This window comes from Buchnera aphidicola (Aphis aurantii) (assembly GCF_039388985.1).
Taxonomy (GTDB): domain Bacteria; phylum Pseudomonadota; class Gammaproteobacteria; order Enterobacterales; family Enterobacteriaceae; genus Buchnera; species Buchnera aphidicola_BL.
The window spans coordinates 357,566-370,823 of sequence record NZ_CP135021.1; the positions used below are offsets into that span (position 1 = coordinate 357,566).

The 13,258-nt window shown below is 23.6% G+C and carries 14 protein-coding genes and 3 tRNA genes; 10 read left to right on the plus strand and 7 right to left on the minus strand.

Features of this window, described 5'->3' with window-relative positions:
• Positions 1–18: 18 nt before the first annotated feature.
• Positions 19–768, minus strand: a complete 750-nt coding sequence (gene minC / locus RJT32_RS01650) for a septum site-determining protein MinC (protein WP_343154018.1) — start codon at positions 766–768, stop codon at positions 19–21.
• Between the two features lie 260 nt (positions 769–1,028).
• Between minC and rsmC the strand changes: the two genes are divergently transcribed.
• The gene (rsmC, locus tag RJT32_RS01655; protein WP_343154019.1) at positions 1,029–2,045 is read left to right on the plus strand and encodes a 16S rRNA (guanine(1207)-N(2))-methyltransferase RsmC; all 1,017 of its coding nucleotides are present in this window, start codon (positions 1,029–1,031) and stop codon (positions 2,043–2,045) included.
• Here rsmC and RJT32_RS01660 read toward each other — a convergent pair.
• Both RJT32_RS01660 and RJT32_RS01665 read right to left on the minus strand, forming a co-directional pair.
• Positions 2,046–2,133: transfer RNA gene (locus tag RJT32_RS01660), tRNA-Leu, on the minus strand.
• A gap of 9 nt (positions 2,134–2,142) precedes the next feature.
• Positions 2,143–2,213: transfer RNA gene (locus RJT32_RS01665), tRNA-Cys, on the minus strand.
• A gap of 213 nt (positions 2,214–2,426) precedes the next feature.
• Here RJT32_RS01665 and RJT32_RS01670 point away from each other — a divergent pair.
• Positions 2,427–2,511: transfer RNA gene (locus RJT32_RS01670), tRNA-Ser, on the plus strand.
• A 60-nt stretch (positions 2,512–2,571) separates the two neighbouring features.
• Here the strand turns inward: RJT32_RS01670 and RJT32_RS01675 are convergent.
• Both RJT32_RS01675 and murJ read right to left on the minus strand, forming a co-directional pair.
• Entirely contained in the window at positions 2,572–3,597 is a 1,026-nt protein-coding gene (locus tag RJT32_RS01675) for an OmpA family protein (protein WP_343154020.1), read from the minus strand.
• A gap of 171 nt (positions 3,598–3,768) precedes the next feature.
• Positions 3,769–5,310, minus strand: coding sequence for a murein biosynthesis integral membrane protein MurJ (murJ, locus tag RJT32_RS01680; protein WP_343154021.1), 1,542 nt, complete (start codon positions 5,308–5,310; stop codon positions 3,769–3,771).
• A gap of 147 nt (positions 5,311–5,457) precedes the next feature.
• On the opposite strand from murJ, the gene pyrC reads away from it, so the two are divergent.
• Positions 5,458–6,498 carry a dihydroorotase gene (gene pyrC, locus RJT32_RS01685; RefSeq protein WP_343154022.1) on the plus strand — a complete coding sequence of 347 codons (1,041 nt, stop codon included), beginning with the start codon at positions 5,458–5,460 and terminating at the stop codon, positions 6,496–6,498.
• 63 nt (positions 6,499–6,561) lie between these two features.
• Here pyrC and flgN read toward each other — a convergent pair whose 3' ends face one another.
• Both flgN and flgA read right to left on the minus strand, forming a co-directional pair.
• Positions 6,562–6,960, minus strand: coding sequence for a flagellar export chaperone FlgN (gene flgN, locus RJT32_RS01690; protein ID WP_343154023.1), 399 nt, complete (start codon positions 6,958–6,960; stop codon positions 6,562–6,564).
• 57 nt (positions 6,961–7,017) lie between these two features.
• Entirely contained in the window at positions 7,018–7,680 is a 663-nt protein-coding gene (flgA, locus tag RJT32_RS01695; protein WP_343154024.1) for a flagellar basal body P-ring formation chaperone FlgA, read from the minus strand.
• A gap of 280 nt (positions 7,681–7,960) precedes the next feature.
• Between flgA and flgB the strand changes: the two genes are divergently transcribed.
• The 7 genes from flgB (at position 7,961) to RJT32_RS01730 (ending at position 13,086) form a co-directional block, all read left to right on the plus strand.
• Entirely contained in the window at positions 7,961–8,374 is a 414-nt protein-coding gene (gene flgB, locus RJT32_RS01700) for a flagellar basal body rod protein FlgB (RefSeq protein ID WP_343154025.1), read from the plus strand.
• Between the two features lie 4 nt (positions 8,375–8,378).
• Positions 8,379–8,789 (plus strand): flagellar basal body rod protein FlgC, encoded by a 411-nt coding sequence (gene flgC, locus RJT32_RS01705; protein WP_343154026.1) that lies wholly within the window; start codon positions 8,379–8,381, stop codon positions 8,787–8,789.
• A 10-nt stretch (positions 8,790–8,799) separates the two neighbouring features.
• The gene (locus tag RJT32_RS01710) at positions 8,800–9,480 is read left to right on the plus strand and encodes a flagellar hook assembly protein FlgD (protein WP_343154027.1); all 681 of its coding nucleotides are present in this window, start codon (positions 8,800–8,802) and stop codon (positions 9,478–9,480) included.
• 51 nt (positions 9,481–9,531) lie between these two features.
• Positions 9,532–10,743: a flagellar hook protein FlgE gene (locus RJT32_RS01715; protein WP_343154028.1), complete on the plus strand. Its 1,212-nt coding sequence runs from the start codon at positions 9,532–9,534 to the stop codon at positions 10,741–10,743.
• A gap of 20 nt (positions 10,744–10,763) precedes the next feature.
• The gene (gene flgF / locus RJT32_RS01720; RefSeq protein ID WP_343154030.1) at positions 10,764–11,504 is read left to right on the plus strand and encodes a flagellar basal-body rod protein FlgF; all 741 of its coding nucleotides are present in this window, start codon (positions 10,764–10,766) and stop codon (positions 11,502–11,504) included.
• A gap of 11 nt (positions 11,505–11,515) precedes the next feature.
• Positions 11,516–12,298 (plus strand): flagellar basal-body rod protein FlgG, encoded by a 783-nt coding sequence (gene flgG / locus RJT32_RS01725; protein WP_343154031.1) that lies wholly within the window; start codon positions 11,516–11,518, stop codon positions 12,296–12,298.
• Positions 12,299–12,369: 71 nt separating this feature from the next.
• Positions 12,370–13,086, plus strand: coding sequence for a flagellar basal body L-ring protein FlgH (locus RJT32_RS01730; protein WP_343154032.1), 717 nt, complete (start codon positions 12,370–12,372; stop codon positions 13,084–13,086).
• The last annotated feature ends 172 nt before the right edge of the window (positions 13,087–13,258 follow it).

Genomic DNA, 13,258 nt, shown 5'->3' on the forward strand with positions numbered 1-13,258 from the left:
CAGTTCCTAAAAATACACTTAACTAAGAGAATTTATAGTTAAAACTTTATTACTTAAATAAATTTGAGCAGATTTTCCAATAAATTTTAATGGTATTTGATCTGATAACCAATATTCACCAGATATTGATAATAATTCAGCAAACAATGCTGTGCAAAATATATTACTAGTTATATCTCCATTAGCTCCTGCAAGCACTCTTCCTCGAACTGATCCATAAATATGAATATTTCCATCAGCAACTAATTCAGCTCCAGCACTTACATTATTAGTAACTATTAAATCAGAATATTTAGCATATATTTTTTGACCTGAACGAACAGGAGTATTTATAATATGTGTTTTTTCTATTTTTTTTATTGTTTTTTTTGTTGTTTTATCATTTTTATTTTCGCAATTATATTTTTTATAAAAAAAACTAATATTTTGATTAATATTATTTGTTATATTTTTTATCTTTTCTCCTTCTAACAAAATAGGTAAACCTGAATTAATAATAATTTTTTTCATATAGTCATCTGAACAACCAGTGACACCTACAATAAACAAACTATGTGAAATAATAACTTCTTGTATTCTTCCCCAACTTGTTTGATTTAATGATAAATGTGATACATTAAGAATAATAGGTGCATTTTTAAAAAATTGAGGATATTCTTGAACTTTTTTATATAATGACTTATTAATTAAGTCTATATTATTACTCTTTAGGTATAATACTAATAATGTGAAATTACTACCTTTTATTTCAATAGACGTTTTTTGCATATATATTGCTCAATAATTTATATTTATATGCATATTACATTTACATGTATGATCTTTTAAAAAACTAATAATGATAAATTCAATTGAATTATAATATAAATATCATTTTATAACAATTTCTATTTTTTACAGTTTTTAGATAATTAGCAATATTTAACTACTATTATATAATATAGTATATAATATAAATTTTTATTAAAGTTCTAATTAATAAAAAATATTAAATATTTTTATAAAAATTAATAAGGAAAATCAAAATCTTGTTATTTTCTCAAAATAGCCAAATAATACTACGTTATCAAAATATTTTTAAAAATAAAAAAATTTTTTTTTCAGGAAATATACAAGATACATTACCTCAATATTTATCTAGTATAGAAACCAGTCTACATCTTAGTAATATAAATAATAATTTTTATGAAAATAAAAAAAATGCAATCGATAAATTTCATATATATTATGATTTACTGATTTCAGAAAAAATCGTAAAAAATTATAATACGATGATTTACTATTGGCCCAAAAATAAATCCGAAGCAAAATTCCAACTATATAATCTATTATCTTGCTGTTCTATTGGCACTGAAATTTTTATTGTGGGAAAAAATTCAAGCGGTGTAAAAAGTGCACCAAAAATATTAAAAAAATGGGTGAATTTAAAAAAAATAGAAAGTGCAAAACATTCTGTTTTATTTTCAGGATTTCTTAAATATAAAACAAAGTTTATATTACAAGATTTTTTTAAAACACATATTTGGAAAAATTTATATATCAAATGTTTACCAGGAGTTTTTGGTTATAAAAAAATAGATATAGGCAGTCAATTACTTGCTTCTACTTTTTCTAAAAATATTAACGGTGAAATCCTAGATTTAGGATGCGGATCAGGATTTTTATCAACATGTATATTAAAAAAATCAAAAAACTCTTTTCTCACTATGGTGGATAATCAAGTATCCTCAATAATATCAACTCAAGAAACGTTGCTTTCTAATAAACTAACAGCTAAAGTTTTTTTAAGTAATATTTACTCAAATATATCTAATAAATTTGATTTAATCATATCAAATCCACCATTTCATAATGATTTAAAATTAAATTTTAATATAATTAAAAATATTATAAGTGATTCTTCAAAATATTTAAAAAAAAGAGGGGAACTAAGATTTGTTGTAAATAACTGTTTTAATTATGATGATCTTTTAAGAAAAAAATTTAAGAAATTTAATATTATTAAAAAAACAAATTTATTTAAAGTTTATCAAGGTTTATTTTAATGGTACCCGGAGCGGGACTTGAACCCGCAAAGCTTTTAAAGCCGAGGGATTTTAAGTCCCTTGTGTCTACCAATTTCACCATCCGGGCTTTTTTTATAGGCGTATCCCGGAATCGAACCGGGTTATACGGATTTGCAATCCGCTACATAGCCAATCTGTCAACACGCCGTTATAGTGTTCATTATAGAAAAAAAAACATAAAATTACAAATAAAATTTTATAAATATAAAAATATTTATATAAAAAAGTTTGAATAAAATAAAAAAATTGTCTTTACATTCGGTAAGAGAATGTTTTAAAATCATTAATTGAAATATTTTAATGTAAATTCGAAATAATTAATAAAAAAAATATATTCAAAAATTATTATATCGATAGCTTGGAGAGGTGGCCGAGTGGTTTAAGGCAGCGGTCTTGAAAACCGCCGATGAGAAATCATCCGAGAGTTCGAATCTCTCTCTCTCCGAAAATATTAAATATATAAATTAACGAATAATATCTCCTTAAAAAACATCTCTAAAAAAACTTATTGATCAGCAGAAACCTCAATTTCTACACGACGATCAGGTGCTAAACAACTAATTAACAAAGATCTACTATCTATATCTTTACATACTTGATCAGTTAAAGGATATTGATTCCCCATACCTTGAATATTTATTTTATCTCTAGATATTCCATGAGAAGTAAAGTAATTTTTAATACTATAAGCACGATCTTCCGATAATTTTTGGTTGTATTCTTTATTACCTATTCTATCTGAATGACCTGAAAGTGTAATATAAATATTTTTTGATTTAATATTATTTATTTCATCATCGATTTTTTTTAATTTATCGTAAGATACAGGTCTTAATTCTGTGCTATTAAAAGGAAAATTAATATTTTCATTAAGTGCAACATATTGTTTGTTAGGTGTTTCAGGAGAATACGATGCAAACATATCATTAATATTAGAATTTCCAAATTTCCATGCAAAGGAAATCACTGCATCCCCTAAGGTAGGTTTTGATAAACTCATAATTTTTTCAACACTACTTTTCCAAGTATAATCAAATCTAGTAATAAATTGATCATTAAAAATATATTCAGCACCTAAAGATAAACTAGGAAATAACAAGCTATTTTTACTAAAAATATTTTTTAAATCCTCTTTAGAAGCTAGATTTTCCCAAAACATCATTCCACCTAATCGAGTATATAATCTAAAATCGTTTGTGATAGGATATGAGAATTTTGTTGAAATCTGGACATGATTAGCCTGTGTATTTTCTTTGGATTTTTGAAACATTAAATATGGATAAAATCCAGTTGTATCATTTTCAATTTCTACACCAAAATATGGATTGAATTCATAGCCTAAAAACAATCCGAAAACAGGAACATTGATATTTTGATCATCTTTTAAAGATTGAAGTTCTTTATATTTTAAAAGATTAAAATTAGACCATCCAATTTTTGTACCTAAATACCATCCATCATTACTTTTTGATTGTACACTACTAACTAAGCTTACTAATAAAACTAAAATAGTAAGAGCTCTTTTTTTCATTTGAAAACTCCATTTTGAAATAAATTGACAATAATTAAAATGTAAATAATTTTTAAAATAAATCAGAATCTATTTTATCATATAATAAATATTATATTAATAATATAAATCATAATATCATTATATTTATTTATATTATTTATATAATATTTTCTACGATTATGTAAAATTTTATTTTTTTTTAATGTTATTAAAATTATTTAAAAAAGATATCCCTAAAAAATATAAACTAGTTAAATAAATTATTCCAGTAACAAATAAAATTATAAACAAACGTGCGATTTTATTAAATAAAGAACTAATATCATACAAAGGTATAAAATATAGCATAAAAATTAAAACAAATGTCATAGAAAATATAGCAATTAATAAACGTAAAATAAAAATTAATTCATTCAACTTGAAATAAATTAGCTTTTTTTGATATAACTTCCAATATAATAAAAAAAAATTTACCCACGCAGATATACTAAAAGATAAAGCTAAACCTGCATGCTGAAAATAAAAGATTAAACATGGATTTAAAATTTGTGTAATAAGTAAAGTAAATAATGAAATACGTGTTGGAATCTTTACTTCTTGAGATGCATAAAAAGCTGTAGACAAAATTTTAACTAAAATAACAGCAACCAAGCCAAGAGCGTATAATTCTAATGCTTTTTGCGTCATTAAAACATCAAAATTTGTAAATTTTCCATATTGGAATAATATAATAACTAATGGTTTAGAAAGAATAAATAATATAATAGCGCTAGGAAAAGATAAAATTAAACCAATCTTCAATCCCCATTGAATTAGTTGTTTGTATTCTATTAACTTATTTTTTGAATAGCTTTTTGATAGAGATGGAAATAAAACTGTACTTAAAGAAACACCTAGAATACCTATAGGAAATTCAATTAATCTATCAGCGTAATACATCCAAGATATAGAACCAACACTTAATAGTGAATTAAAAATAGTATTAAAAATCAAAGAAATTTGATTTGCACAAGAACCAATAAGAGATGGCCATATTTTTTTTAAAAATTTTAAAAAACCAATGTTTTTAAAATTTAATTTTGGTATTACTAACATATTTATTTTTGATAAATATGGAAGTTGATATAGAAATTGAAAAATTCCACCTATAATAACAGACCAGGCCAATATTAAAATTGGAGGTTTTAAAAAATCGTTCAAAAAAAAAGAAAAAATAACAATGGTAATGTTCAAAATACTTGATGCAAATGCAGGAATAGAAAAGTAGCCCCAACTATTTAAAATACAAGAACTTAATGAAGATAAAGAAACCAATAAAATATAAGGAAACATAATTTTCAATAAAGTGCAAGATACTTGAAATTTTTGAGGTGATTGAATAAAACCAGGAGCACTAAATTTAATTAAATAATGAGAAAATATTATTCCTAATATTGTAATAATAATTAAAAAAACAATAATTAAACCTAATAAAGATGAAATAAAATTTTTAAGATATTTTATTTCTTTAGTTGATTTATAACGTATTAAAATAGGAATAAAAGACTGTGAAAAAGCACCTTCAAAAAATAATCTACGTAATAAATTCGGAATTTTAAAAGCTACGAAAAAAGCATCGGTATAAATAGAAACACCAAAACTATGTGCAATTGTAAGATCTCTTAAAAAACCTAATATACGTGATATTAATGTCATAAAACTAAGAGAAAATAAAGATTTCAAAAGATTCATCTTAAATTAACCTAAATAGATTGAATATTATAATCTCAATTGATAAAGATTATTTGTTTAAAAAATTAATAAAATTTTCTTGCGTATCAAATATTTCACATGCTATAAAAGTTTTTATTTACTATTAAACAACTACTTACTAAACAAATGTCTTCTTTTAAAAAAATAAAAATAATTAAACCTGATGATTGCCATGTTCATCTTCGAGATGAAAAAATTTTAAAAAAAGTTTTAAGATATACTGAAAGATTTTATCAACGAGCAATCATCATGCCTAATCTTGATAAACCTATCATAGATTGTAAAAAAGCTATCGCTTATAAAAGTAGAATTATGGATTTATCTAAAAATACTAAATTTGAACCATTAATGACTTGTTATTTAACAAAAGATACTTCTTTAAATGAACTAAAAAATGGTTTTTTTAACAAAATATTTATAGGAGCAAAATTATATCCCAATCAATCCACTACAAACTCTAAAACAAATATAAATAATCTTAGTGAAATTTTTCATATATTAGAACTAATGCAAAAAATAAAAATGCCATTACTAATTCATGGAGAAGAAAATCACTTTAATATTGATATTTATGATCGAGAAGCTCAATTTATTGATAAAACTTTAGTGCCGTTAAGAAAAATATTTCCAGAATTAAAAATAATATTAGAACATATTACCACTAAAGAAGCAGTGTCTTATATTAAAGAAGCTAATTCATCGTATTTAGCAGGAACAATTACACCACATCATTTAATGCTAAATAGAAACAATATGTTTTTTGGTGGAATTCAGCCTCATTTATATTGTTTACCTATTTTAAAAAGAAAAATACACCAAAATTCTCTTAAAAAAGCTATATCTGATGGAAATAAAAATTTTTTTTTAGGCAGTGATAGTGCTCCACATCTTTACACGAATAAAATTAATCCGTTAGGATGCGCAGGAATATTTAATGCCCCATCATCTCTATTATGTTATGTGACTATATTTGAAGAAATGAAAGCATTAAAATATTTGGAATCTTTTTGCTCAAAAAACGGAGCAAATTTTTATAATATCCCTATAAATAAAGAAAGTATTACATTAATTAAAAAACCATCTAAAATTTTAGAAAAAATCAATATTGGAAAAAATTTTATTTCACCTTTTTTATCTGGTGAAATATTACACTGGTCTATTCTTTAAATTTGATTTGTTCTTTAAAATTAACATGATTGAGAAAATGTTTATTTTTTTTTAATGTCTTTTTTAATTTCCATGCAGATCATAAGTAACTTTTTTATTAAAAGATTTATAAAAATTTAAAAAAGTTTGATTTAAATAAAATTTATGTTTTATTAGTATTTTATTTTTATAGTTTCTTTTGTTTAACAATATACATTTATTTATTATTTTTTTTAGAAAATAGTTTAATTCAGTGTGTTGGGCATAAGGAGGAAAAACATTATAAGTTTTTTCAAGATATAGCTGTGTTTTTTTTAAATTGTTTAACTTATTTAAAAAATCATGTTTTTTTGATATTATATCTGATAATTTTTTTACATCAGTTTTACTGTTTAATAAAATTATATACTCTTTTCGTATTATTTCGTCTAATGATAACAAAGTATCATCTATTTCTTTCAAAATTTTCACTAATTTTTTCATCGATTACGCTCCTACTTTGTTAAGTATATTTTTTGAAGTAAAATAAAATACAAATTATTAACTTAACAAAATAACCACTACTTCTCCATGTTTATTAATTATTCCAGTTACAATTTTATTGTTTTTAATTTGTGCACGTACTTTTTCATCAATAACACCGTTACCTAAAGCTTTACCAGTAGTAATAATTTCAAAATTAATTCCTTTAAATTTAATGGTTACTTCTTGATTCACTTTAATTATCCAAAATGCACGTGTCATAAAAGATGTAATTGGTTGAAAAGGTAAGATATCACGTAAATTCACTCTATCTATAACATCTTGTTTTCGTAAATAAGCACCATGAGGCAATTTATCTAAACGTCCTGTTATAACTTTTAAATCTGATTCTTTTATTTTGGTTCCACGTAAAATTTTTTTCTTTGCTATAATATATTTTCCTTTGATTTGAACTTTAGCATCAAAACACTCGTGTTGTTTCTTATAAGCATATAAAATATTAAATAAATGAAAATTATTTAAATTATCTTTTAATAAAAAACATGGTTTTTTAAAAATTTGTTTTATTTTAAATGGAGTATGTATTAATTCTGTAAAATCACTTGTATTAAGAGAATATTGTAATTGAAAAAATTCACGTAAATGAGCTATTAAATTGTTAGCATTAACTTTAAAAGATAAAAAAAACAACAAAATAAAAAAAAACTTTACCAATTTCATTTTTTTCCTTACTAAACTGTACTAAACTAATAATATTCATTTATTAAGAGTAATTTACAAGTATAATATATTGAAAATTTGATTTTTAAAAAATTTAATAAAAGTATTATCCACCTAAAATTTAAAATTTTTAAAAATTTCTATAATAATTAACTTTAAAAATTTAAATTTTAAATTAATTAAAAACTTAAACAACTAAAATATTTGATTCTAAAAAATTAAAATAGATAATATTATTAAAAAAAATAAAAGTTTCATTAAAAAACATAAAGGGTATAAAATGTTTGAAAAAATAAATGCAATGTTTAATTTAAATGCACATTTATTAAATTTGTATGCTAAAAGAGAAGAAATTTTATCATCAAACATAGCTAATTCTGAAACACCTCACTACAAAGCAATGGATATTAATTTTAAAGATACATTTCAAAAAATGTTAAGAAATAATAAAAACTTTAGAATAACTTTAAAAAACACTTCAAAAAATCACTTAACATCAAAAACCAAGGAAAATAATAATCATACTTTATTTTCTATTCAACCCATAAAAACTAAAAATATTAAAATTAATGGAAATACAGTAGATATGAATCGTGAACGAATTGAATTCATAAAAAACACTTTAAAATATGAAGAAAATTTAATATTTATCAAAAATGAAATTAAAAATATGATGCTTGTATTAAAAGGATAAAAATATGTCTTTGTTTAATATATTAAATATTGCAGGTTCTGCAATGACTGCACAATCAGAAAAAATGAACATTATTGCTACTAATTTAGCAAATGCAGAAAGTATTATACATAAAAATGGAAAATATTATCCATATATTGGTAAAAAAGTTCTTTTTGAATCTTATAATTTAAACGAAAAAGGTGTAGCAGGAGTTCAAGTTAAAAAAATAATTCATAAAAAAAATCCAATACAAATGGTATATGATCCTGATAATCCTTTATCTAATTCAAAAGGATATATTTTAAAATCAAACATTAATCCAATTACAGAAACAATAGAAAATATTTCCGCTTCAAGAGCTTACCAAGCTAATATAGAAGTCTTAAAAACTGCTAAAAATATGATATTAAAAACATTATCTATTGGAGAATAAGGAAGAAAAAATGAGTGATATTAACGTGAATGCTTCTACCCCAAGCAATGTTGTGGATACAAACACTAATGAGTTAAATAATTCTTATAGTAATCCGTTAGATTTACAAAATAATTTTTTAAGCTTATTAATTGCTCAAATTAAAAATCAAGATCCTACTGATCCTATAAAAAATACTGAACTTACATCACAATTAGCTCAAATTAATACAGCAACTGGAATTGAAAGGCTGAATAATTCAGTGGGTAGATTTTCTGATAAAATCAATCAAAATCAAAATATTCAAATTTCCTCTTTGATTGGTCATCGCGTTATGATACCTAGCTCTCAAATTGTACATACTAAAAATATCAATACAGAATTTGGAATAAATTTAATTAGTCATGCAACATCAGTGGAAATAAAAATATTAGACGGGAAGGGTAAAGTTTTACATGTAAACAAAATGGAAAATGCTGAACCAGGAATATACAGCTTTATATGGAATGGTGTAGATTTAGATAATAAAATCATTCCTACAGGTAAATACAATATTAGTGTAACTGCTAAAAATAAAGATAAAGATATTCCAGTAGAAACTTTATGTGAAGCATTGGTTAATAGTATTATTACTTCCAATAGAGATCCTATAATAGATTTAGGTGCTATGGGAACGACAACATTATCAAAAATTCGTAAAATTTTTAAATAAATTTTCATCTATTTAAAAAATTTAAAAATTAACTAGTATAAGGAGTTTAAAATGTCAACTATTGAAGCTATTAGTGGATTAATGGCAAATAGCAATAATATAGATGTTGTATCTAATAACATCGCAAATGCTTCTACTATTGGATTTAAGTCGAACACTATTTCTTTTTTTGATATAGTATCTACTTCATTACACTCCAATCAAATGATCAGATCTGGTGTAGGAACTGCTAACTTAAGACAAAATTTTAGTAATGGAGTATTACTTCAGACAGGAAGAGATTTAGATTTGGGTATTGTACAAGATGGTTTTTTTAGATTGTTAAATTCGAAAGGTTATGTATATTATACAAGAAACGGTCAATTTTTATTAGATAAAGATAAAAATATTATAAATATGAAAGGAATGTATTTAACTGGTCAAAATAAATGCGACTTAAATAATAATCTAAATAACATATCTAAATTAGAACCTATTAATTTAAAAAATGCTGATATTCTTAAATCAAAACCAACTAATGTGATTAAAGTAAATGCAGATTTATCTGAAAATACTAATTCTACTAATGTTATAACAGGTTCTGATGATGATATATCAAACTCAGAGATAAGTACTGTTACTATTTATGATCAAAATGGAAATGCTCAAACTATAAATATTACTTTTGAAAAAAATGAAAATGATTGGACTATACATGTTAAATCAAATGAAATGAATGATTCGAATGAGAATAAAATTGATAGTACTATTCATTTAAAATTTGATTCTAAAGGTAAATTAATTTCCGATACACCTATAGAAATTAAATCAAAAAACTTTAAAAATCTTACTTTAAATATAGATTGTACACTGAAAAAATCAGAAGCAAATACAAATTTAATTCAACTTTCTCAAAATGGTTATCCAGAAGGTTTTTTAAAATCTTTTGAAATTTTAAATAATGGTGAAATTATTGGGGAATATAGTAACCAAAGATCAGAAAAAATTGGACAAATACTTTTATCAAAATTTATTAATCCAGAAAAACTTAAACCTGAAAGCGGAAATATTTGGTCATCAACTCAGGAATCCGGTGATGAAAACATTGGTATAGCAGGAGATAAAGGATTTGGAATGGTTATTTCAAAAACGTTAGAATCATCTAATGTTGATTTAAACAAAGAATTAATTAATATGATTGTAGCACAACGTAATTATCAATCTAGTGCACAAGCATTTAAAACAGAAGATAAAATAATTAGCACATTAGTTAATTTAAGATAAATTCAAAATTAGGTATTTCAATGGATAATACGATTTATCAATCAATGAAAGCTGCTGTTAGATTATTAGAAAATCAAAATACTATTTCAAATAATTTAGCAAATATATCTACAAATGGTTTTAAAGAAGCATTTAATCTTATAATAAAAGATAAAAATATAAATAATTTATATAAAACTCAAACACAAAAATATTATAATTTTTCAGAAGGTATACTAACTAATACACAAAGAAAACTAGATCTAGTTGTAAAAAATAACGGATGGTTGGTAATAAAAGATAATAATGGTAAAGAAGCATATACAAAAAATGGACATTTACAAATAAATGCAAAAGGAAAAATTACAATTCAAAATTGTAACGTAGTCGGACTAAAAGGTGATATAAAAATACCAAATAATGCAAATATAAAAATTATGTCTGATGGCACAATTAAAACAATACAAGAAAAAGAAAAAAATATTTTTGAAAAAGAAATAGGATCATTAAAATTAGTACACTTTAAAAAAAATGATCTAATCCAAAAAAATAATGGATTATTTTATTACAAAAATAATATATTAAATAAAAATATAAAAATACCACATGATAAGACTATACGTATACAATCAGAAATATTAGAAGCAAGTAATGTTAATCCAACTAAAAATATGGTTGATATGATATCAAACGCTAGACAATTTGAAATGAATATGAAAATGATATCAATGTATGATCAAAATGAAGAACATGCAAATCAATTATTTAATGTTAACAATTAAAGGATAAAAGTATGATTCCTTCCTTATGGATTTCTAAAACAGGTCTTGATGCACAACAAATTAATATGAATGTTATTTCGAATAATTTAGCAAATGTTAGTACTAATGGATTTAAACGATCCAGAGCAGTTTTTGAAGATTTAATGTATCAAACAATACGACAAGCTGGAACAAATTCATCTATTGATACAACCTTACCTTCAGGATTGCAGATAGGTACAGGTGTAAGACCAGTTGCTACTGAAAGAATTCATAGCCAAGGAAACTTATCTAAAACAGAATCTTCAAAAGACGTAGCTATTAATGGTCCCGGATTTTTTCAAGTACAATTACCAGATGGTAATATAGCATATACAAGAGATGGTTCATTTCAACTAGATCAAAATGGTCAATTAGTAACAAATAGTGGATTTACAGTTATACCTGAAATAAACATTCCTCCTAATTCAACCAATATTAATATCGCAAGAGATGGTATTGTTAGTGTTACAATACAAGGTCAAACACAACCGATTTCAATTGGACAATTAAATTTAACAAATTTTATTAATGACTCAGGATTGGAAAGTTTAGGAGAAAACTTATATCAAGAAACACAAGCATCAGGAGGACCAATAGATACTACACCAGGCTTAAATGGAACAGGTTTACTGTATCAAGGGTATGTCGAGACTTCAAATGTTAACGTTGCTGAAGAATTAGTAAATATGATTCAAACTCAACGAGCTTATGAAATTAATAGTAAATCTATAAATACTTCAGATCAAATGTTGCAAAAATTATCTCAACTATAACAATTGATCTTTATACTTAAAATAAATTTAAAATTTATATATTAAAATTTTTTATTAAGGATCATTTTTCCGTGGTAAAGTTATTTAGTTATAAAATTAAATATTATTTAACTATTCTCGCTTTATTATCCATTCAAAGTTGTTCTTCTATTGAACATAAGTCTTTAGTTAGTGGAATTACTACATCTATAGCTCCAAATATTTTTCCCAAAACTACAAATGGTTCTATATTTCAAGAAACCACACCTATCAATTATGGTTATCAACCACTATTTGAAGACCATCGATCTCATAATATTGGAGATACAATTACTATTGTATTACAAGAAAATATAAGTGCGAGTAATAGTTCTAGCTCTAATATGAGTCGAAATGGTACAGCAAATTTAGGTATGACAATCACACCAGGACAGTTAAATCCTATATTAGGATTTAATATTAATGAAAGTAAAACAGGATTTGATAGTATAGGAAAAAATGATTTTTATGGAAAAGGTAGTCATTCAGCTAAAAACACATTTACAGGTCTTATTACTGTTACTGTAAAAAGAGTGTTTCCTAATGGAAATTTACAAGTTGTGGGTGAAAAACAAGTCGCTATAAATGAAGGCATAGAATTTATTCGATTTTCAGGTGTAGTCAATCCTCATAACATTAATAAAAATAATTTAGTCGCTTCAACTCAAATTGCAGATACACGTATTGAATATGTAAATAATAATCGGATTAACGAAGTGCAAAAAATGGGTTGGCTACAACGATTATTATTGAAATTTTCTCCTGTTTAATATTAAAAATTAACAAACTAAAATTCTTAATATCATTAAGAACTCATAAAGGATTATTTCAAATCCTTTATGAGAAGTATTTTATATAAAATTTAAAATTATTCATAAATGACATATCATATATTTCGTATATAATATATATTTTATATATTAAAAAAAAGAATCAATAAAG